Below are 20186 nucleotides of genomic sequence, written 5' to 3' on the forward strand. Positions count from 1 at the left end.
AGCCGGGATTTCGGGGTGCCGATTTCGAGTACCGGCTCGAGGTCCGCAACTGACTGAGAAGAAACCGTCCCTGTCCTTCAGTCACGGACCCGAAACCGCGAATCTGGAACTCACGCCTTGGCAGCTTTGGCCGCGCGAGCAGCGTCCAGCGCCTTCTTCTTCGACCCCATCTTGTTGCGCACCGGCTTCTTCGGCTTGGGGATCAGTTCACAGGTGCCGCCGGCCTTCTCGATCGCGGCCTTCGCCGACTTCGTGAAGTGGTCCGCACGCACGGTGAGTTTCTTGGTCAGGGCGGTCGCCCCTTCGCCGAGAATGCGCAGGTGATCGAACGTCCCGACGACGAGCCGGCGCCCCTTGAGGGCGGCCATGTCGACGGTACTGTTCGCATCAAACTGATCGAGGTCGCCGACGTTCACGACGGCCGCGGTCTTGTCCCAGGTCGCGTGGCTGAAGCCGCGCTTCGGCCAGCGGCGGAACAGCGGCATCTGACCGCCTTCAAACAACCCGCTGGGGAGCCGGGCACCGGCGCTGGCGTACTGACCCTTGTGACCGAGTCCGCACGTCTTGCCGTGGCCGGAGCCGATGCCGCGCCCGACGCGCCGCTTGAGCCGGCGCTTTTCGATACCCGCGGAGGAAACGCTAGTCAGGTCCATTAGAGTTGCACCCCTCGGAGTTGGGCAACGTCTTCCTTCGTGCGGAGTTGCGTCAGCCCGGCGAGCGTGGCCTTCACGAGGTTCAGCGGGTTCGTGCTGCCGTGAACTTTGGTGAGAATGTTGGTGATGCCGCACGCTTGCAGCACCTCGCGGACACCGGGGCCGGCCTTCACACCGGTACCGGGGCCGGCGGGAACGAGGATCACCTTGCTCGCGCCGTACTTACCGATCACTCGGTGCGGGATCGTGCTGCCGCGAACGGCGATCTTCTTGGAGCGTTGGACGTTGCCCTCGCCCTCTTTAATCGCCTTTTCCACGGCCGGCGGCACTTCGTTGGCCTTACCGTAGCCGTAGGAAACCTTGCCCCGGCGGTCGCCGACGACCACGAGGGCGTTGAAGCTGAACCGCCGGCCGCCCTTGACGACGCAGGCGGACCGCCGGATCTTCACGACGAAATCGACCAGCGCGTTATCGCGCGAGTCACCTTCGCCCCTATCTCGTCGCTCACGCGCCATTTAGTCGACCCTCTGAGGGGGATGGGACATCCCCCGTGCTGGTTCTCGTTGAAAAATGGTCGTGGGGAACAAACCACAGCGCCAGTGGCCCGATCCGTCCCCGCTCACCGACCGTGAGTGTTCTACTTCTTCGGCTTGCTTTCGCCCTTCGGCTTGGCCTCGCCCTTCGGCTTGCTTTCCTTTTTCTCGGCGGCGGGCGCCTCGCTCGCGGCCTTCGGCGCGAGTTTCGCCTTCATCGATTCGAGGTCGGTGCAAACCAGGCCGGCTTCGGTCGCCGCGACCGCGAGGGCCGCGATGCGCCCGTGGAACCGGAACGCTCCGCGGTCGAACGCGGCGACGGTGATCCCCTTCGCCTTGGCCGCTTCCGCGAGCTTCTTACCGACTTCCGCGGCGGCCTTCACGTTCCCGCCGTGTTTCAAGCCGGAGGCCTTGCCCTGGCTCGTTGCCGCGGCGATCGTGACGCCGTTCAGGTCGTCGATGAGCTGCGCGGAGATGTGCAGGTTGCTCCGGTTCACGCTGAGCCGGGGCCTCGTGGGCGTGCCATAGATGGCCTTGCGCACGCGGTACCGCCGCCGCTCCGACCGCTTCAATTTGAGTTTTTGTGCGTTCATTGTTTTGGTCCTTAGTCATTGGTCATTTGTCATTTTCCGCTCGTACCGGCCCATCTTAAAAAGCCGCGGCACAAGGCCGCGACGAACAAGATGAACCAGGAACCCGAGACGAAATGACCAATGACTATTTGCCCGCGGCGAACGACTTCCCTTCCTTGCGGCGAACGACTTCGTTATCGTAACGGACACCCTTGCCCTTGTACGGTTCCGGCTTGCGGCTCGCGCGGATCTCCGCGGCGAACTGTCCGACACGCTGCTTGTCCGCGCCGCTCACGATGATCGTCGTGGGGTCAGGCACCGCGACGGTGATCCCTTCGGGCGGGTTGTGAACAATACGATTGGCGTAGCCGACCGTCAGTTCGATCCCCTTGCCCTTGGCCGCCACTTGGAAGCCGACACCCTCGACCTTGAGCTTCTTCTCGTAGCCCTTGGTGACGCCGACGACCATGTTATTGATGAGCGCACGGGTGAGACCGTGCAGCGCCCGGTTCTGGCGCACGTCGTCGGGGCGGGTGACTTTGATCACCTTCCCGTCGGACTCGACTTTCATGTTCGGGTGGGCGGTGATTTCGAGCTTGCCCTTCGGCCCCTCGACCTTCACGTTCCCGCCGGTCACCGCGACCTTCACCCCCGCGGGGATGGCAATCGGCTGCTTTCCGATACGCGACATCGATCTCTCCTCTGGCTTCGCCGGACATCGTGCTAATAACGAGTCCGAATCGCGGCCTGGTTTTCGTGCTTGCGGCTGGCACTAACCAACCGCGTTCGTTTCTATTCCAGCCGGTCGGATCATACCGGCCGTTCGCCAGTTCAGGCAATCACCACACGGTGCAGAGCACTTCGCCGCCGACCTTGGCCTTCTTCGCCTGACGGTCGGACATCACCCCACGGCTCGTCGACAAGATCGCGATGCCGAGGCCGTCGAGGACTCGCTTCACGTCCTTGTAGCCCTGGTACACGCGGCGACCGGGTTTGGAGTACCGCTCGACGTGGCGGATCACCCGTTCACCGTCCGGGCCGTACTTCAAGAACACTTGCAGGACAACGTGCGGTTCGCCGAGCTGATCGACTTCCTGGAAGTCCTTCTGCTTGCCGCCGCCTTCGACCTGCGTCTCGCTGTACTTACCGGTACGGTAGCCGAGGATGAAGCCCTCTTCGAGCAGCACCTTCGCGACGGCGACCTTCAATTTGGTGGCCGGCATTTCGACGAGCGGGCGCTCGATGCTGTTGGCGTTGCGGATGCGAGTCAGCATGTCCGCGATCGGGTCGGTCATCATGGTTCGGTTCCTCCCCGTTCGTGGTTACCAGGACGCCTTGCGCACGCCGGGGATCAACCCGTCGCTGGCAAGTTTACGGAAGCAAATACGGCAGCAGCCGAACTTGCGGTACACCGCCCGCGAGCGGCCGCAGAGCTGGCACCGGCGGACGATCTTGACGAGCGTGCGCCCGGGGAGCACCTTCGCCGCGTCGCGCTGATCGACCGGCTTCTTCAGCTCGGCCTTGTGCTTCACGACCGCGTCGAGTTGACGGCGGTACTTCGCTTCTTTCGCGTTGGTTGACATCGCGTGGGGGTCTCGGTGCGGCGTTCCGACTGGGGCCTCGGAGTTACGCACTCCGAGTAAGTCGGCCGTTCCACTATCTTGGTGAGCCACAGCTAGTGAGCGCGGCTCGCGAAATTACTTGGAATCGTCGCGAAACGGCATGCCGAAGGCGCGAAGCAGTTCGCGGGCCTCGTCGTCGTTCCGAGTGGTCGTAACGAAAGTGATATCCATACCCTGCGTGAACGTCACCTTGTCTGGATCAATTTCGGGGAAGACCAGCTGTTCGGTCAGCCCCATGCTGTAGTTCCCGTTGCCGTCGAAGCTCTTCGGGTTGATCCCGCGGAAGTCGCGGATACGCGGCAGCGCGAGGTTAATGAGGCGGTCGAGGAACTCGTACATCCGCTTACCGCGGAGAGTAACCCGACACCCGATCTCGTAACCTTCGCGGAGGCGGAAACCGCTCACGGCCACGCGAGCTTTGGTGATCTGAGCACGCTGACCGGCGATCAGTCCGAGTTGCTCGGCCGCAACTTTCATCCGCTCTTTGTCCTGGAGGGCCTTACCAACGCCCATGTTCAGGACGATCTTCGAGAGCTTCGGCAGGCTCAGGCGGTTCGTGCGCCCGAACTTCTTACCGAGGGTGTCGACGATCTCTTTGTTGTACTTTTCCTGGAGCCGTGGCGAAACGAGTTCGGGAGCAACTGCCATCTGAATGTCCGCTAGTGCGACCTATGGCGAACCCACGGTAACGGGTCCGGTACGGGTCTCGGTTTAAAGCAGCGCCCGACTCAAACGAGCCGAGCACCACTGTGAATCAACAACACACGAGAAGAGCGTTTTGGCTCACTTCTGCGTGACTTTGGCCTTCTTGAGCACGCGGATCCGGGTGCCGCTCTTCTTGGCGAAGAGTTCTTTGCTCCCGTCCGGCAAGCTCCGCACCCCGACGCGGGTCGGTACGCCCTGGACCGGGTCGATAAGCATGACGTTCGAGGCGTCGACCGGCATCTCCTTGGAGAGCCGCCCGCCCTGCGGGTTCCGGCGCGACGGCTTCAGGTGCCGGTACACGCGGTTCACGCCTTCGACGACGACCTTACCCTCGGAACGGATGACACGCAGCACCTTCCCGCGAGTGCCCTTGTCGTCCCCGGCGATCACCTGAACCACGTCGTTCTTGCAGATGTACATTTCAGCCTCAATTTCAGATTTCTGACAGATTTAGATCCAGGATTGATGGCCACGAACCACCCGGTATTGAGGGGAGGTGCGGCCACAATGCAATCTCAAATCTCAAATCTGAAATCACCAATCTCAGACGACTTCGGCCGCCAGACTGAGGATCTTATTGAACTTCGCCCGGAGTTCGCGGGGAACCGCCCCGAAAATGCGGGTGCCGCGCGGGTTATTGTCGTTGTCGAGCAGAACGAGAGCATTGCGGTCGAACCGGACGTAGCTCCCGTCCTCGCGGCGAGTCGCGACGCGGGTCCGGACCACGACGCCCTTCACCACGTCGCCCTGCTTCACGTCGCCACCGGGCAGCGCCTTCTTCACGCTGGCCCGGATAATGTCGCCCAGGTACGCAACGCGGCGCTTGCTGCCGCCGAGCACCTGGATGCACATCACTTCCTTCGCCCCGGTGTTGTCGGCCACATCGAGGTAGGTATACATCTGGATCATGGGTATCCCTCAACGGGACTTCAGATTGCAGATCTATGATTGGCGATCGCCCGGCGCGAGCCGAGCGACCTCGAATCGGAAATCACAAACCTGAAATCGAGTCGGCTATTTCTTCTCTACGGTCGGGGCCGCGGCGTCGCTCCCGGCGACAGCACCTTCGAGGTTCGAGAGCGTGCGGCTCGGGGCACGCTTGACGACCTTCACCAGGTTCCAACGTTTGGTCTTCGACAGCGGCCGGCTCTCGACGATCTCGACCGTGTCGCCGAGGTGCGAGTCGTTCGCTTCGTCGTGGACGTAGCAGACGGTCCGGCGCTTGACGAACTTGCCATACTTCGGGTGCCGGACCAGGCGCTCGACCTCGACGCGGCGGGTCTTGGCCATCTTGTCGCGGGTCACGACGCCTTCGAGAATGCGGCGCCCGGTCGTCTTCCCGTCCGCCGCCGGCGTGTTGGTATCGGCCATTACTTACCACTCCCCTTCGGCGTGCTCTTTTTGGCGTCGGTCTTCTTCTCGCTCGCGGCCGGGGCAGCGGGCGCCGCCGGAGCGGGCGGCGCGATGGGGAGCGTCCCACCCTTCGCGACGTAGAACCGCTTGAGGCGGGCACCCTGGCGGTGCGCGGTGCGCTTGCCGGGCAGCCCCGCGTCTTCCTTCGCTTGGAGCGAGGCGATGCGGACACTCAGTTGCTCGGTCGACAGACCGCTGAGCTTGGCCAGTTCCTTTTCCCGCTGGAGCGTGCGAATGCGAGCGATGTCGCGGCGCGCCTTGCGGATCTCCGACGGCGTTTCGAGCCGGTCGGTTGCCGACTGGAAGCGGAGCTGGAACAAGTGCTTTTCGGTATCCTTGAGGGCGAGCGACAGTTGTTCGTCGCTCATGCCCCGGAACTCTTTCATGCGGTTCGGCATCACCCACCTCGGTGAATTCAAGATCGCGGATGTACGGCTGAAGGCGACTAGCGGCTCCGGTGTCTCGCGGACCCACGGCCCTCGCGCCGTCCGCCCAATCTCAAATCACGAATCTTCTGTCTCGAATCTTAGACGTTGGGGCGCCGGGTCACGAACCGGCACTTGAACGGCATCTTGTACGCGACACGGGCCAGGCAATCCTTGGCCGTGCTCTCGGGCACCCCGCCCAACTCGAAGAGCACCTGCCCGGGGCGCACAACGGCGGCCCAGTATTCCGGCTCGCCCTTACCCTTACCCATCCGGGTTTCGGCCGGAATGGAGGTGATCGGCTTGTGCGGGAACACGCGGATGTAGTACCGGCCCTCACCGGAGACGAACCGCGTCATGGTAACGCGCCCGCTCTCGATGCACTCGGCCGACAACCAACCGCCCTCGAGCGTTTGCAGCCCGTAGTCCCCGTAGGCCACGTAGTTACCGCGGTGCGCGTTGCCCTTGATCGGGCCGTTGTACTTAGCCCGAGTCGTCCGCGCGCGGACAACGCCGCGCTGTGCTTTGCGGTACTTGACCCGTTTGGGCATCTGTGGCATCGGCGCTGTCTCCCGTCAGATGGTCGCTGAAATCAGTTGCCCGCTTAGCCGTTGTTGCGGGGGGCGCCGCCGCGCCGGGGGCGCCGCCGTTGGTTCTGGCCGGCTTGTGCGTCGGTCGTGTCGGCGATGTCGCCGGTGAGGTAGTCGCCCTGGTTCACCCAGGCCTTGATCCCGATGTTGCCCTGCGGCGTGACCGCCTCGGCGAACCCGTACTCGACCTTGCACCGGAGCGTCGAGAGCGGGATGGACCCTTCCATCCCCTTCTCGCACCGGGCCATTTCCGCACCGCCGAGCCGCCCGGAGAGCTGGAGCTTGACGCCCTTGGCGCCGCCCTCCATTGCCCGCTGCATGGCTTGCTTCATCGTGCGGCGGAAGCTGGCCCGCTTCTCGAGCTGTTCCGCGATGTCCTCAGCGATGAGCTGGGCGTCGATCTCCGGCCGGGTCACTTCGACGGTCTTCACCTCGATGTGCCGGCGGGTCAACTTCTCCAGCGCCTTCGTGAGCTTGTCGATCTTCTCGCCCTTCTTCCCGATGATCGCCCCGACGCGGCTGCTGGTGACGACGACCGTCACGCGCTCGCGGGTGCGCTCGATCCGGATCTCGGCGATCGCGGGCCGCTGCTCCTTGCGGTCCTTCTTGTTCGTGAGGAACTTCTGGATGAACGCGCGGATCGCGACGTCTTCGAGAAGCAACTCGGCGAAGTCCTGCTTGCTGGCGTACCACGTGCTCCGCCACGGCCGCATGATGCCGGTTCGGAACCCTGTCGGTCGAACTTTCTGGCCCATGTCTATCCTCGCTCGCTTCGGTACCGCTCCCGTCCTCGCTCGCGGTGCCACCCGTGCAACACCGCACATTCGGAGGGCGCGGAAGGCGCGCCGCGGCTAAATCGTTCGCTGACAAACGTTGAAAACAAGTGAGGGGCCGGCCCCTCTGCCGGCCCCCGCGCCGCGATCGCGCGAACCGTCACGCGGTGGGCGCTGGTGCCGTTGCTGCCGGGGCTTCCGTTACCGGGGCCTCGACCGTCTCTTCGAGCGGATCGGACAGCGTCACGTGAATGTGCGACATCCGCCGCTTGATCTGGAACGCGGTCCCACGGGCACGCGGCTGGATCCGCTTGAACGTCGGCGCGCCGTCTACGCGGCACTCCGAGACGATCAGGGCGTCCGGGTCCGGGCACTCGCGGTCGTCGGCGTTGCCGTAGGCGCTCTGGATCACGGCCAGGAGCAACTTCGCACTACGGTTCGGATAGAACCGCAGGAGCTGCAGCGCTTCGTCTACGTTTTTGCCGCGAACGAGGTCGGCGAACAACCGGATCTTCCGGGGGCCGACGTCCGCGAACCGGTGCAGAGCTTTATAGTCCATAGCAGTGTTCAGTTTCGGTGTTCAGTTTTCAGCATCCAGTTCGCGGCGTTCGATCAGTTAACGTCACTTAGCGTGCCGACTGAAACCGAACGCTCAAAACCGAACAGGCTCACTACTTACCCGCCGGGGCCGCGGCCTTCTTACCGCCGGAGTGCCCCTTGAACGTCCGCGTCGGGGAGAACTCACCCAACTTGTGCCCGACCATGTCTTCGGTGCAGTACACCTTGACGAAGGTCTTGCCGTTGTGAACGAGGAACGTCGCCCCGATGAAGTCTGGCAGGATCGTGCAGTCACGCGCCCACGTCTTGATCGGTTCCCTGTTCGCACCCTGCTGCTTCGTGACCTTGTCGAGGAGACGTTGGTCGAAGTGCGGGCCTTTCTTTAGTGACCGGCTCATACTCTACTCTCGCCTCTTGGACGCCTCTCGGACCGACCGCCGGCACAAAACGAAAACCCGGCTCTATCGGACCGGGACTATTACATCTATGAACAACTCGTGTGGAAGACCAGTTGTTTTTCGCCAACCGGCCGTTCCGCGTCGCGCGGCCCCAGCGAACCACCGCGCCAAAATCACGCCGTGTTCTGGAACGGACCCGCGGGCCGACGCCGAATGATCGCCTTGCCGCCGGGCTTCCGCTTGTGGCGGGTCTTGCCGCCCTTGGCGGGCACCGAGGTCGGCGAACACGGGTTACGACCACCAGCCGTCCGCCCCTCACCACCGCCCATCGGGTGGTCGGTCGGGTTCATACTGGTACCGCGGTTGTGGGGCTTGCGCCCCTTCCAACGCATACGGCCGGCCTTGCCGATGCTGATGTTCATGTGCTCGGCGTTCGACACGGTCCCGATCGTCGCGCGGCACTTGTTCGGCACGCGGCGGATTTCACCGCTCGGCATCGTGAGCTGCGCCCAGTCTTTTTCACGGGCCGTGAGCACCGCACCGCACCCGGCCGAGCGACAGATCTGGCCGCCCTTGCCCGGTACCATCTCGATGTTGTGGACGGTCATGCCCAGGGGCACCTTCCACAGCGGCATGCAGTTGCCGGGCTTCGGCTCGACCGCATCGGACTCACCGGAGATAACCTTGTCGCCGGCCTTCAGGCCGTTCGGCGCCAGGATGTAGGTCCGGGAGAACTCGTGCTTGTCGTCGCGCGGGTACTCGACCAGTGCGATGCGACTCGTGCGGTTCGGATCGTATTCGATCTGGATCACCGTCGCGGCCACGTTGTCGCGGGTCCGCTTGAAGTCGATCACCCGGTAGCGCTGCTTGTGACCGCCGCCACGGAACCGCGTGGTGGTGATACCCTGGTTGTTGCGCCCGCCCTTTTTCTTCTTCGGCGCGAGCAGCGACTTCTCAGGCTTGTTCTCGCGCGGGAAGGTGCAGTCCGCGAAGTCGGACACCATCCCGGAGCGGCGGCCCGCAGAAGTCGGCTTGTATTGTTTGATACCCATTGCTTCGCCCGTTAATTTCTGATTGAAGACTTCTGATTGATAATCTCAATCAGGCCGCGACCAACCACGCCTCAGCCGGCAATCGAGAATCGCAACTCTGAAATCTCAGATCAAAAGAACTCAATCTTGTCTTCTTCGTTCAGCGTGACGATGGCTTTCTTCCACGTCGGGAGCTGGCCCATCGCCTGGCGGAACCGCCGCTTCTTGCCCTCGCGCACCTGAGTGCGGACGCCCTCGACCTTCACGTTGAACAGCTCCTCGACCGCCGCCTTGATCTGCGTCTTGGTGGCGAGCGGGTTCACCTGGAACGTGTAGGCGTTGTACCGCGTGCTCTGGTGCGTGCCCTTTTCGGTCACGAGCGGGCGGAGCACCACTTGGTACGAGCGCAGCTCGATACCCGATTCGCCGTGGACGCACGGCTGGCGGAGCGCCAACTTCCGCCGGTATTTCTTCGGTTTCGGTCGTGTCGTAGCCATGACGAAGTACCCGGTACCAAGTTCCCGTTCGATGACAACGTTTCGGGTTCCGCCAACTTGGAACGTGGAGCCCGAAACGACCGGAACTACTTACTTCTTACCGACGGCCCGGAGCGACTCCAGCGCGGAGCGGGTCAGCACGAGGCGCCGTTGTTTCAGCACGGTGTAGCAGTTGAATTCCGCGGCCGGCAGGACCTTCACGCCCTGGATGTTGCGGGCCGACTTGTACACGTTCTGGTCGAGCTTGTCGGTGCCGATGAGGACGGTCGTGTCCAGCAGCGTCACGTCCTGCTCGCCCTTCTCCGTCGCCTTCTTGCCGATCTTGATGGCCTTCAGGACGCCGGTCATTTCTTTCGTCTTCGGCGCCGCCATCGTCAGGTCGTCGATGATGATCGCCTGCTTATCGAGGAGCTTCGACAGCACGGCCATCCGGGTCGCGGCCTTCACCGCCTTCTTCGGCAGGTGGTATTCGTAGTCGCGCGGCTTCGGCCCCTTGGCGGTACCACCACCGCGGCGCTTGTTCGTGCGCTTCGTACCGGCGCGGGCATTACCGGTGCCCTTCTGCCGGAACAGCTTCTTGGTGCTACCGGCCACCTGACCGCGGCGAAGCGTGTGGTGGGTACCGGCGCGCTGGTTAGCGAGGTACATCAGCACAACGTCGTGCATCAGTTGCCGGCTGATCTTGCCGCCGAACTCGGCCGGATCGATGGTCACCGTGCCGACTTCTTCGCCGGCGCGGTTCACGACCGGCACCGTGATCGAAGTCGCAACTTCGATGTGACGGGCAACGGGAGCCACGGCCCCGGTTTCCGGGGTTTCCGGTGTGGTGCTATCAGCCATTATTCAGCCACTCCAAACCCTGCCGTCGCCGGTTTGCCCGGCGGAACCGCGGTGTTGACTTCGCCTATCGGTTTAGCGACGGGTGATGTCGGCGGTGAAGCGGGGTCGTTTTCTCGCGTGAAACCGCCCGCTTGGGTCTCCGATCGGAGGGCCGCAGCGGGCGGGAGTTAATCTTTGTACCGCGCGTATCAGCAGAGACAACTCAATTTCTACAGAACCCGTTTTCTTACGCGCCCGTGATGACGCGGATCTTGATGTCCACGCCCGGGGGCAGGTTGAGGCCCTTGTTCAGCGCCTCGATGGTCTTCTGGTTCGGCTTCAGAATGTCGATGAGCCGCTTGTGGGTGCGGATCTCGAACTGCTCGCGACTCTTGCGGTCGATGTGCGGCGAGCGCAGCACCGTGTACCGTTCCACGCGGGTCGGCAGCGGGATCGGCCCGTGGACTTCCGCCTGGTTGTCGCGCGCGGTCTTCACGATCTCCGCCGCGGTGCGGTCGAGCACCTCGTGATCGTAGCCTTCCATGCGGATGCGAATGCGTTCACCAGTTGGTCCGGCCACGATTGCTCCTCGGCTCTCTTCGCCGCAGTCCGGCTATGCAAAATTCAGGAAAGTATAAACGTAAGGGTTATACGCGCGAGCGTCAAGGGAATGGGAACAATAGGAAGCGCGAGACGGTGCAAATCCGATCAAGGCATGTTGGCCACAAAAAGGCACAGGGGCACAAAGGAAAACCCGGAATTGCACGAAACAGAATGCCGTTCAACGCTCCGAGTTCTCTTTTGCCCCGAATGAGGCGGGTAGGCTCCAGTGCGCGATTTGCAGCGTTGAAATCCGGGTGCGAGTGAACGGCGCGGCGCAAGCCCGCCGGTTGTTTTCTGCCACCACCGGCACGCGCGTCAACTGTGGTTCGGCCCGTCCGTCGGGCCACGTAAGCCTCCCAGTTGTTTTCTGCCATCACCGGCGGGCTTACGCCGCGCCGTTCGCAAGATTTCAACGCAGTATGCCCGTGCTTTTGCTTCGGATTCGCTCCGGGGGTATCGATCCGGGGTGCCAGTTTCCAAAGTAGCCGCACCAAACTCGCCGGAAGGCGATTCCGTTTTCCCGATCGTCCCCCCGTTCAGCGGAACGCGGAAAACCAATTCTGTTTCGGTTTTTCGCCACTCGATCGCACTGATACGCATGCGAATCACTCAAATTTTTGCCTTCTGTGCACACTAATCGCGAAGCGCGAGAGACATATCAAACGAAACCGCCCCGTGCCTCGTCTTACTGTTGGCTCCCATTTAGACGCCGCACACGGGTGATTTCATGCCGAAGGCACGCATCATAGTTGTGGAAGACGAGCCAGCTATTCGCCGGGGCGTGTCCGACGCGCTCCGTTTAAGCGGTTACGAGGTCACGGAGGCGGCGGACGGGATCGTCGGGCTGCGCGAAGCCACTTCTGCGGGCGTCGATCTGGTACTGCTCGACATCATGCTCCCAAAGCGTGACGGTCTGGAAGTGCTGAGCGAACTGCGTCGCACCAACCCCACGCGCCCGGTCATCCTGCTCACCGCACGCGGCAGCGAAGACGATCGCGTGCGCGGGCTCAAAATGGGGGCCGACGACTACGTCGTCAAACCGTTCTCCGCGAAGGAACTGATCGCCCGCGTCGAAGCGATCCTCCGGCGCACCATGCGAGCGGTCCCGGACGTGCGCCTCGTAGAAATGGGTGGGGGAATGATCGACCTCCAGCGCCGCGAGATCCGGTGGAGCGACACTACTCGGGCGGACCTTTCCGAAACGGAAGCCGCGCTGCTCAAATACTTGGTTTGCAACCGCGAGCGCGCAGTGTCCCGCGAAGAACTGCTCTCCCGCGTATGGGGGATCGGAACCGCCGGACTGGAAACGCGGGCGGTTGATATGCACGTGGCCCGCTTGCGGGCGAAACTCAAAGACCCGCACGGAGGCGAGGACCAGCCCGAGGCCATCGTCACGGTGCGAGCACACGGATACATGGCCGGTCCCGCACTGGCCATTCCGGAAGAAGAATCGGCCCTCAAGTCGTAAGGTCGTAACGTCGCAAGGTCGAAAGCCTCGAACCGCGTGCCCGGACCTTGCGACTTACATCGGAGCGAGAGATGTCGCGGCGATTGCTCGGTCCGGTCGGCGGACCGGTTGTATTCCTCCTCGTCGCCGCCCTGGTGTTCGCCGGGCTGGGTTGGGTTACGATCACAGCTCTGCGCGTCGAGCGCGCACAACGGGAAGCGGCGGCCCAAGCCGAACTCGGCAATAACCTCCGAGTCGCACTCTGGCGCCTCGACGGGCGCATGCTCCCGGCTCTGGGCGTCGAAGACAGTCGGCCCTTCTATCACTACAGCCCGGCCGATCCGCTCTCCGGCTCCACCGCCGGCCCCACGCCGCTCCTTGCGGCACCGCTCCCGGACTGGATGAAACTCCACGTTCAGCTCGATCCGTCGACCGGGTGGGAATCGCCGCAAGTGCTCGCTCCCGGCGCCCGCGAGCGCGTGCAGGAAGCTTGGCCCGATCTCCCGCTCCGGAACGACACGCCGGAACGCGCGGAGGCGCTCCGCGACCTGCGCGCGAACTACCCGGCCACCGCCACGTGCGAACTGCTCGCGGCCCGCGAGCGTGCGATCCCGGCCGATTCGCCACCGTTCGCGGCGCCGCTCTTTGCCAACAACTCGCTCCAGTTGTACCCGAGTGCCCCCAGTTCACCGCCCAAGCCCCCTCCCCCACCTGAGATGGGACCGGTGAGCGGGCTACCACCGCTTCCCCCGGTACTCGACTCGACGAACACAAACACGAACACGTTCCGCCTGTTCGGATGGGAATTCAAGTCGCGCGAAGCACTCGCGGGCAACTCGCGCGCTCCCGAGAATAGCCCCGGCCCGAAGAAAGAAGCTCAGCCTCCGGGCGGTGGGTCTCAAGCACCCAACCTACCGGCCCAAGCGCCCGGTGTTAGCGCCGGGCGCGGCGGGTTCGGGCAAGCACCGGACAAAGACCGCGCGCTGAACGAGTACCTGAACCGCGCGCAAACCAGTCAGCGCGCGATTCAGGACTCGAAGAACGCGGGCGTCGATCCCCTATACGGCAAGGGCTACACGCAGAACTCGGGACCGAATCCCGAGTCAAAAACCCCTTCAAATCCAACTATTCCACCTGTGGCTGGCCCCGGTGGGCCGGGTGCGGGCGGCACACCGTCTTCGGGCGTCGCTGGTGCAGGTGGATTCCCGGGAGCGTCCGGAGGCCCGGGAATGCCAGGAGGGGGAATGCCCGGCGGAGCGCCCCCGGGAGGGTACCTCGGCGATAGGGGCAAAGAAGGTAAATCACTCGTCCCGCCCGTGCCCGCGAAGCCGAGCGCCCCAACTGATCCCGGCAAAAAGGCCGATACGGAAAAGCTGGGTGCCTCGAAAGATTCCGACGCGCTCAAGAAAGCTCAGATCGATTCGCTTTCGGAACACCTGTCGCTTCTGCGCGCAAAACTCGACGGTCGGCTCCCACTCGATGAATTCCAGGAGCGATTCCGCAAGTCGTCGATCGCGGACACCCCACCGCTGGTCGCTGCTGCGTGGAGCATCGCGGGGACGGCGTACCTCACCGGGAGCCCTCACCCAGTCCCGCCCGCCGAAGAGCGCCCGGCGCTGACGAACACCACCGGCAATACGGTTCTGAACAACCCGTTCAATATGCTCGCGGGTCCGCCGGGTGTCAGCATTCACCTCGGGTCGATGCGGCCCCAGTGGATCACCGCAGCCGACGGTTCGGAAACGCTTGCTCTCGTGCGGGTCGCGAAACTCGACAACAAAACCGTCTATCAGGGCGTGATCCTCGACTGGGCGAAACTGGAGCCGGTCCTGAAGGACGAAGTGCGCGACCTATTCCCGGACGCGCGCCTCGTCCCAGTGAAGAATCCCGACGGCGTTTCACTCGACCGCGCGATGACCGCGCTGCCCGTGCAACTCGACCCCGCCCTCGCGCCCGAATTGCCGCCCACGGGCTGGACCCCGCTGCGCCTCGGGTTGGTGCTGGCGTGGGTCGCAGCGTTCATCGCGTGCGCGGCGGTCGGGTTGAGCGGGTGGTCGCTCATCGACCTCGCCGAGCGCCGAATCCGGTTTGTGTCCGCCGTGACGCACGAACTGCGCACGCCGCTCACGTCACTTCGCCTGTACCTCGATCTGCTCACGAGCGGGATGATTCACGACGAAGCGAAACGGCAGGAATACCTGAACACACTCGCGACCGAGTCCGACCGGCTGCACCGGCTCATCGACAACGTGCTGGACTTCGCCAAGCTCGAAAAACGCCGGAAAAACGGCGACTTGAAGCCGATCAAGGCCAGCAAATTGCTCGATCAACTCCAACAGACGTGGGCGGACCGCGTCGCGGCCGACGGCAAGGAACTGATTGTCGTCTCTACACTCCCGGCGGACCTGGAAGTCTGCACCGACACGGCGATGGTCCATCAGATCGTCGGGAACCTGATCGACAACGCGCGGAAGTACACACGCGACGCCGCCGACCAGCGCATCTGGCTCTGGGCCAAACCCGACGGCCTGAACCGCATAATCTTCGAGGTCGAAGACCGCGGCGTTGGGGTGCCACCGAGCGAGCGCAAAACGATCTTCAAGCCGTTCCGCCGCGGCGCGAGCGCGGACGCCGCAGCCGGAGGCGCGGGATTGGGCTTGGCACTCGCCAAACAGTGGGCCGGGGTACTCGGTGGCACGGTCGCGTACCGCCCGGCGGAAGGCGCCTCCGGTTCGTGTTTCCGACTGGAACTCCCGGCGAAATGACGCCCCCTCCGGAGAACTCAGATGAAGCTCGGTACGCTCGTGCTCGTTTGCCTCGCTGTCTTCTTCGCCAGCCCGTTCACATCTGCGGCCGATGAACCGAAACGTGAGCCGAAACCGCGGTTCAAGGGCGTCGAGGTTTACAGTTGGAAGAACGATAAGGCCGTCTGGCAGTTCGCAATTATGGACGGCACGAACCGCAACAAGACCGAGAACGAGGTGAAGACCGCGCCGACCGTTTACGCGGGCGCGGACAAGTTCACCGCCGCTCTGAAACTACTCGCGGAAAACGAGATGGTGTTCTGGACCCACCAAATCAAGGGGTTCGAGTTCCCGCCCAAGGACGATTTAAAGAAGATCGACGAGGCCGCAAAAGCCGCGAAGGTTCAACTCGAACGCGCCGAGAAGTAGCCACACCCGAGGTGCCATCATGCGGTACTACGCCCCTCTCGCGTTCGTGCTCCTTTTAACGCCAGGTTTGCGCGCGATCGATCCAAAGCTTGACGAACTCGCCCCGCACGCATCGGGCGTAGCGCTCATTGAGGTCGTGAGTGTCGAAGAGTACGACGCGCGCCCGGCCGACGGTGATGCGGGCGTGTGCTTCAAATTCAAGCTCGTGCGCGGATCGGGCGAGTTCCGTAGCGAGGTCCGAGTCACCACCGCGTTCGGCGGCCTGCGTCCGCCGGGCTTTGTCCCGAAACTGTCTCTGCCGCTGAAACCCGATTCGCTCAAAAAGGGCGAACGGTACTGGCTCGTGTTCGCGTCCCGTTGGGATTACGAGAAACACAATCAGGGCGTCATCGACTTCTTGGGAGAGAAAGACCCGAAAGCGAAGGCCCTCGACGACGCGGTAAAAGCCGATACGTTCCGCTGGCACCCGCAGTACGACCCGAAGACAAAGTTCACCTACGGGCGAGTGAGCGAAAAGGACAAATGGCGCGTGCGCGTCGAGAGGGACGCGAAAATGTTGTGGGAAAAGGAGATTCCCGGTACGCGCGTGGACGCATACGCATCCTGGGGGTTGTGGAGCGGGATGAGCGACTTCGAGATAAAGATGCCCGCGTCCGGTGTGCTGCTCCTCGCCGAAACGCACACGAGGTTGGGCAAGGACAACGAGTTCGGCCTCGACGCCGGAGCGTATTACGTCAACACCGGGTTCGATCCCGAAACCGGGAAGCGGCGCGCGGTGTGCGTCCGACTCCCTCAAGGGCCGTCCGTGGTCCGACTGAACCGCGAGTACGACGCGGACACGGGTTTGGCGACGCACGAGGAGCGGTACGACACGGTTCTCACCGGCGGTAAAGCGGTCGGCGCCAAAACCGAGAACTGGTACCGGAAAATTACCCGCACCTTCGCCCCGGCGGGCAAACTGGCCCGCGAAGACATCTTCTTCTACGACGCAGACGCCGTCGAATCGGAAAAGCGCTGGGTCCAGGTCAAGCCGTAGCACAAACACGCGAACCCCCTTCCCGCTCCGCACGTACCGAATACCGTGCCCGGTACCGGCCGCGCCTCCGTGCGCTGCCGGCAAGCGCGTTCGGCCGTAGAATCAGGTGCGTGACGGAACAACCAGCACCAATGACCCTCCGCGACGTTCAGCACCGCATCCGCGCCCTGTTCGGGGCCAAGGACGGGAAGCGCGGCGTCGAGGGCACGTTTATGTGGTTCATGGAGGAGGTCGGCGAACTGTCGGCCGCGCTCCGCGACCCGTCCGCGGACCCGGACAACCTCCGGTTGGAGTTCGCCGACGTGCTGGCGTGGCTCGCGACCCTCGCGAACATCGCGGGCGTGGACCTCGAAGACGCGATGCGGCAGAAGTACGGCGCCGGCTGTCCGAAGTGCCACGCGACACCCTGTGTGTGCGGCGCCGCCAAACCGTGAGTTTTTGCCCCGCCCTCGCAGCGCGGGGGCAAGAAAGAAGCCGAGACGATTCATGCCAACGGCGGCCACCATCGGGCGCATTCTCGCGGTCGCGTTCACGTTCCTACTCATCCCCGCGCCCGTTAGCGCCAAAGACAGTGTGAAGATTACCGGCGCCTCGGTCGGGTTACCGACCGGGCGCGATGATGCGCACGTGACGAAGTTCGGCGCGTGGGCGCCGGTCCACGTTCAACTCGAACCGCTCCGCGAAGTGACCGAGCCGGCGGAACTTGTGATCGAGTCCCCGGACGCGGACGAGGTTACGACCACGTTCGCCGTGCCCCTGAACCTCGCGACCGACCGCACGGCGATCGGCTACGTGCGCCCGGGCGGCGCCGCGAGCGAGGTCACCATCACCGTGCGGGCCGTGAAGGGGGGAGCGCTCTCCGAACCGTTCCGTGTTCGCGTCCGTCCCCACGAGCCACTGCAATACGTCGTCCTCGCGCTGGGCGGTGCTCCTGCGGGGTTCGAGCTTCCCAAGCCCGCAGGCGCCAGCGCAGAAACGGCCCCCCTTCGTGCGGGCCGGGTCGAACTCACACACATCGGGAGCGTGGCCCAGTTGCCGGACCGATGGTACGGCTACGAGGGCGCGGACCTCGCCGTCCTGAACACCGGCACGGCCCCGGACTTCCTGAAGCAACTGTTCGGTGACGACGCCACGGCTCAAAACAAGCAGAAGCGCGAGGCACTGATCGAGTGGGTGCGCCGCGGCGGACGTCTGGTCATTTCAGCCGGCTCGAACGCAGCGCTCGTGGCTCAACTTCCCGCACTGAAGCCGCTCCTCCCGTTCACAGTGAAGCCCGACGCACCAGCGCGCCAGGTCGATATCACTGGTCTCGTGTGGTCCGCGGGGTCGGGTCAGGCGAACACCGCGAGCGCGGCACTAACCGGGCGCGGGACGCGATTCGCGATGGCGAACTTGGTGCCGCAATCGGACCGGCCCGCGCGAGTGCTGATCCCGCCGAGTCAGTCCACCGAGGAGCGGCAGCCGATCGTGGCGCAAGCGGCGTTCGGTCTCGGGCGCGTCACGGTGATCGGCTTCGATCTGGACAGCGCGCCGTTCGCCGAGTTCTCCGCCCGGCCCGATTTCTGGGACTTCGTGCTCCGCGAATGCGGTGCGAACCGGGCCTCCAGTGGCGGCGACGGGAAACCGCGCCCGCCCGGGGTGGTGACCGAAGAAGAGGACTCGGCCACGGTCGCGATGCGCGTTCACAACGACACGTTCGACGGCGTTCCCGTGGTGTCGTTCGGCTGGGTCGCGCTGCTCATCGTGCTGTACATCCTGCTCATCGGTCCGGTCGAGTATTACGTTCTGAAGCGGTTCCTGGGCCGGCTCGAACTCACCTGGATCACGTTCCCGATCATCGTGCTGACCGTGAGCGTGCTGACATACGTCTCCGCGTCCGCGGTGAAGGGGCGCGACCTGAAGATAAACAAGATCGACGTGGTGGACGTGGACGCGCCGTCGAACCGCATTTACGGCACCACGTGGTTCACGATCTTCAGCCCGCGGATCGATTCGTACACCGTCGGTGTGACTCCGGGTAGCGATTGGGGAACCGACGAACAGCCCAAAGGGACCGCGGTCGAGTGCATCGGTGCGCCGCGAAGCGGGCGCGCGGGCATCACCCGCCGCAAGTACGCGGTGGAACCTACCGGTTTGGAGAACGTGCCCATTCAAATATGGTCCACGAAGGCGTTCTCCGCGAACTGGTCGTCCCCGTTGGACATCCCAGCGTCACAAGCGCCGACGGGCCAGACGCACCGCCGGCTCGAAGCGAACCTCGTCCACCCGCCGGGCGACCGTGCGAAGGTGCTCGGCAGTTTCGAGCACAACCTCCCGCTCCCGGAACTGACGGAGTGCGTCGCGTTCTACGCGGGCCACGCCTACCCGCTCCCGGGCGAGGTAATCGTTCGCGGCGCCCCCGTGCGCCTGGTTCTCGATCAGGGTACCCCCGCAACGCAGTGGCTCCAGAAGAACGCCGGACTTGATGCACTGCTCGCCCGCGACCCGGCCTACGCGCAGCGCCCCGTACAGAAGAACGTGCAGCGCCAGTCGCTGCAACAGACGGCGCTCGGCGGCCCGCTCCCGCTCATGGGGATGCTGTTCCACGAGGGGGCACTGAAGAACGACGAGGGCGTGATCGCGGGGAACGCATCACTGCGGCGCCTGGATCAGTCGTGGCGGCTCGCACCCGACAACCGCGACGAAGTAATCGTCGTCGGCCGCGTCGCTCCGCCGCTCGGTTCGGCAGAAGACGTCCTCACCGGTCCGAACGCGCCCGCGAAACTGTGGCTGAAGGGCCTGCCGGGTTCCGGCGAGCGCCGACCGATCCCCGGCACCGCGCGACAAGAAACGTGGGTCCGATTTTACATCCCGGTCAAATAGTTCACTAGTTCTCAAGTTCCATGTTCCAAGTTGAAATCACACCGGAGCGATCATGCCCACGATCCGCCGACTTGAGGACATCGAAGCTTGGAAAAAAGCTCGTGAGTTGAACCGCGAGGTTTACCGAATCACGCGCGGAGAATCGTTCGCTCGTGGCTTCGCTCTCCGCGATCAAATTCGCAGAGCAACAATTTCTGCGATGTCGAACATTGCGGAAGGGTACGAAAGGGACGGGAACGCGGAATTTCGACAGTTCCTTTACATTGCAAAAGGGTCGGCGGGCGAGGTTCGCGCACAACTCTACGCGGCCCTCGACGTGGAATACATCGATCAAGAGACGTTCGAGCGCATCACGACACTGGCCCTCGATACGACGAGGCTTGTCCAGGGGTTCATTCGTTACCTCGACCAATCCGACCTCAAAGGTCGGAAGTTCGCAGAAGACGCCTAACCCCGAGCCGGCCAGAATGAGGTGT

At 63.7% G+C, this 20186-nt stretch carries 24 protein-coding genes and 2 pseudogenes; 7 read left to right on the forward strand and 19 right to left on the reverse strand.

Features of this window, described 5'->3' with window-relative positions; genetic code table 11:
- Positions 1 to 110 precede the first annotated feature (110 nt).
- The 19 genes and pseudogenes from rplO to rpsJ form a co-directional block, all read right to left on the reverse strand.
- Complete coding sequence (gene rplO, locus VT84_RS30510; RefSeq protein ID WP_082842172.1) at positions 111 to 653, reverse strand: 50S ribosomal protein L15; 543 nt, start codon at positions 651 to 653, stop codon at positions 111 to 113.
- Complete coding sequence (gene rpsE, locus VT84_RS30515) at positions 653 to 1168, reverse strand: 30S ribosomal protein S5 (RefSeq protein ID WP_052556846.1); 516 nt, start codon at positions 1166 to 1168, stop codon at positions 653 to 655. The genes rplO and rpsE overlap by 1 nt, the downstream gene beginning before the upstream one ends.
- A 257-nt stretch (positions 1169 to 1425) precedes the next feature.
- Positions 1426 to 1779 (reverse strand): annotated as a pseudogene (gene rplR / locus VT84_RS30520) (50S ribosomal protein L18); the annotation flags it as partial.
- Positions 1780 to 1903: 124 nt separating this feature from the next.
- Complete coding sequence (rplF, locus tag VT84_RS30525; RefSeq protein ID WP_052556851.1) at positions 1904 to 2449, reverse strand: 50S ribosomal protein L6; 546 nt, start codon at positions 2447 to 2449, stop codon at positions 1904 to 1906.
- 148 nt (positions 2450 to 2597) lie between these two features.
- Entirely contained in the window at positions 2598 to 3056 is a 459-nt protein-coding gene (rpsH, locus tag VT84_RS30530) for a 30S ribosomal protein S8 (protein WP_052556853.1), read from the reverse strand.
- Between the two features lie 24 nt (positions 3057 to 3080).
- A pseudogene (locus VT84_RS42555) lies at positions 3081 to 3212 on the reverse strand (30S ribosomal protein S14); the annotation flags it as partial.
- 243 nt (positions 3213 to 3455) lie between these two features.
- The gene (gene rplE, locus VT84_RS30540) at positions 3456 to 4028 is read right to left on the reverse strand and encodes a 50S ribosomal protein L5 (protein WP_082842174.1); all 573 of its coding nucleotides are present in this window, start codon (positions 4026 to 4028) and stop codon (positions 3456 to 3458) included.
- A gap of 135 nt (positions 4029 to 4163) precedes the next feature.
- Complete coding sequence (rplX, locus tag VT84_RS30545) at positions 4164 to 4505, reverse strand: 50S ribosomal protein L24 (RefSeq protein ID WP_052556860.1); 342 nt, start codon at positions 4503 to 4505, stop codon at positions 4164 to 4166.
- 123 nt (positions 4506 to 4628) lie between these two features.
- On the reverse strand, positions 4629 to 4994 hold the full coding sequence (gene rplN / locus VT84_RS30550) for a 50S ribosomal protein L14 (RefSeq protein ID WP_052556863.1): 366 nt from the start codon (positions 4992 to 4994) through the stop codon (positions 4629 to 4631).
- A gap of 105 nt (positions 4995 to 5099) precedes the next feature.
- A complete protein-coding gene (gene rpsQ / locus VT84_RS30555; protein ID WP_082842175.1) occupies positions 5100 to 5456 on the reverse strand; it encodes a 30S ribosomal protein S17 in 357 nt (118 codons plus the stop codon).
- The gene (rpmC, locus tag VT84_RS30560; protein ID WP_082842176.1) at positions 5456 to 5896 is read right to left on the reverse strand and encodes a 50S ribosomal protein L29; all 441 of its coding nucleotides are present in this window, start codon (positions 5894 to 5896) and stop codon (positions 5456 to 5458) included. The genes rpsQ and rpmC overlap by 1 nt, the downstream gene beginning before the upstream one ends.
- Positions 5897 to 6024: 128 nt before the next feature.
- Entirely contained in the window at positions 6025 to 6483 is a 459-nt protein-coding gene (gene rplP / locus VT84_RS30565; protein ID WP_082842177.1) for a 50S ribosomal protein L16, read from the reverse strand.
- Between the two features lie 44 nt (positions 6484 to 6527).
- Positions 6528 to 7268, reverse strand: coding sequence for a 30S ribosomal protein S3 (gene rpsC / locus VT84_RS30570; protein WP_082842178.1), 741 nt, complete (start codon positions 7266 to 7268; stop codon positions 6528 to 6530).
- A gap of 178 nt (positions 7269 to 7446) precedes the next feature.
- Positions 7447 to 7845, reverse strand: a complete 399-nt coding sequence (gene rplV, locus VT84_RS30575) for a 50S ribosomal protein L22 (RefSeq protein ID WP_082842179.1) — start codon at positions 7843 to 7845, stop codon at positions 7447 to 7449.
- 112 nt (positions 7846 to 7957) lie between these two features.
- A complete protein-coding gene (gene rpsS, locus VT84_RS30580) occupies positions 7958 to 8242 on the reverse strand; it encodes a 30S ribosomal protein S19 (RefSeq protein ID WP_052556870.1) in 285 nt (94 codons plus the stop codon).
- 173 nt (positions 8243 to 8415) lie between these two features.
- The gene (gene rplB, locus VT84_RS30585) at positions 8416 to 9294 is read right to left on the reverse strand and encodes a 50S ribosomal protein L2 (RefSeq protein ID WP_052556873.1); all 879 of its coding nucleotides are present in this window, start codon (positions 9292 to 9294) and stop codon (positions 8416 to 8418) included.
- Positions 9295 to 9404: 110 nt separating this feature from the next.
- The gene (gene rplW, locus VT84_RS30590) at positions 9405 to 9770 is read right to left on the reverse strand and encodes a 50S ribosomal protein L23 (protein ID WP_082842180.1); all 366 of its coding nucleotides are present in this window, start codon (positions 9768 to 9770) and stop codon (positions 9405 to 9407) included.
- Between the two features lie 90 nt (positions 9771 to 9860).
- Positions 9861 to 10610 carry a 50S ribosomal protein L4 gene (gene rplD / locus VT84_RS30595; RefSeq protein WP_082842181.1) on the reverse strand — a complete coding sequence of 250 codons (750 nt, stop codon included), beginning with the start codon at positions 10608 to 10610 and terminating at the stop codon, positions 9861 to 9863.
- Between the two features lie 226 nt (positions 10611 to 10836).
- Complete coding sequence (gene rpsJ, locus VT84_RS30600) at positions 10837 to 11169, reverse strand: 30S ribosomal protein S10 (protein WP_082842182.1); 333 nt, start codon at positions 11167 to 11169, stop codon at positions 10837 to 10839.
- A 750-nt stretch (positions 11170 to 11919) separates the two neighbouring features.
- On the opposite strand from rpsJ, the gene VT84_RS30605 reads away from it, so the two are divergent.
- The 7 genes from VT84_RS30605 to VT84_RS30635 all read left to right on the forward strand — a co-directional run bounded on the left by VT84_RS30605 (position 11920) and on the right by VT84_RS30635 (position 20161).
- The gene (locus VT84_RS30605) at positions 11920 to 12660 is read left to right on the forward strand and encodes a response regulator transcription factor (protein ID WP_052556878.1); all 741 of its coding nucleotides are present in this window, start codon (positions 11920 to 11922) and stop codon (positions 12658 to 12660) included.
- A gap of 71 nt (positions 12661 to 12731) precedes the next feature.
- Positions 12732 to 15404, forward strand: coding sequence for a sensor histidine kinase (locus VT84_RS30610; RefSeq protein WP_082842183.1), 2673 nt, complete (start codon positions 12732 to 12734; stop codon positions 15402 to 15404).
- 21 nt (positions 15405 to 15425) lie between these two features.
- The gene (locus tag VT84_RS30615) at positions 15426 to 15812 is read left to right on the forward strand and encodes a hypothetical protein (protein WP_082842184.1); all 387 of its coding nucleotides are present in this window, start codon (positions 15426 to 15428) and stop codon (positions 15810 to 15812) included.
- Between the two features lie 19 nt (positions 15813 to 15831).
- Positions 15832 to 16848, forward strand: a complete 1017-nt coding sequence (locus tag VT84_RS30620) for a hypothetical protein (RefSeq protein ID WP_082842185.1) — start codon at positions 15832 to 15834, stop codon at positions 16846 to 16848.
- A gap of 131 nt (positions 16849 to 16979) precedes the next feature.
- On the forward strand, positions 16980 to 17282 hold the full coding sequence (locus VT84_RS30625) for a MazG nucleotide pyrophosphohydrolase domain-containing protein (RefSeq protein WP_157470012.1): 303 nt from the start codon (positions 16980 to 16982) through the stop codon (positions 17280 to 17282).
- A 52-nt stretch (positions 17283 to 17334) separates the two neighbouring features.
- On the forward strand, positions 17335 to 19710 hold the full coding sequence (locus tag VT84_RS30630) for a hypothetical protein (RefSeq protein ID WP_082842187.1): 2376 nt from the start codon (positions 17335 to 17337) through the stop codon (positions 19708 to 19710).
- A gap of 52 nt (positions 19711 to 19762) precedes the next feature.
- A complete protein-coding gene (locus VT84_RS30635; protein WP_082842188.1) occupies positions 19763 to 20161 on the forward strand; it encodes a four helix bundle protein in 399 nt (132 codons plus the stop codon).
- Positions 20162 to 20186: the final 25 nt, after the last annotated feature.

This window comes from Gemmata sp. SH-PL17 (assembly GCF_001610855.1).
In the GTDB taxonomy this organism is placed as follows: domain Bacteria; phylum Planctomycetota; class Planctomycetia; order Gemmatales; family Gemmataceae; genus Gemmata; species Gemmata massiliana.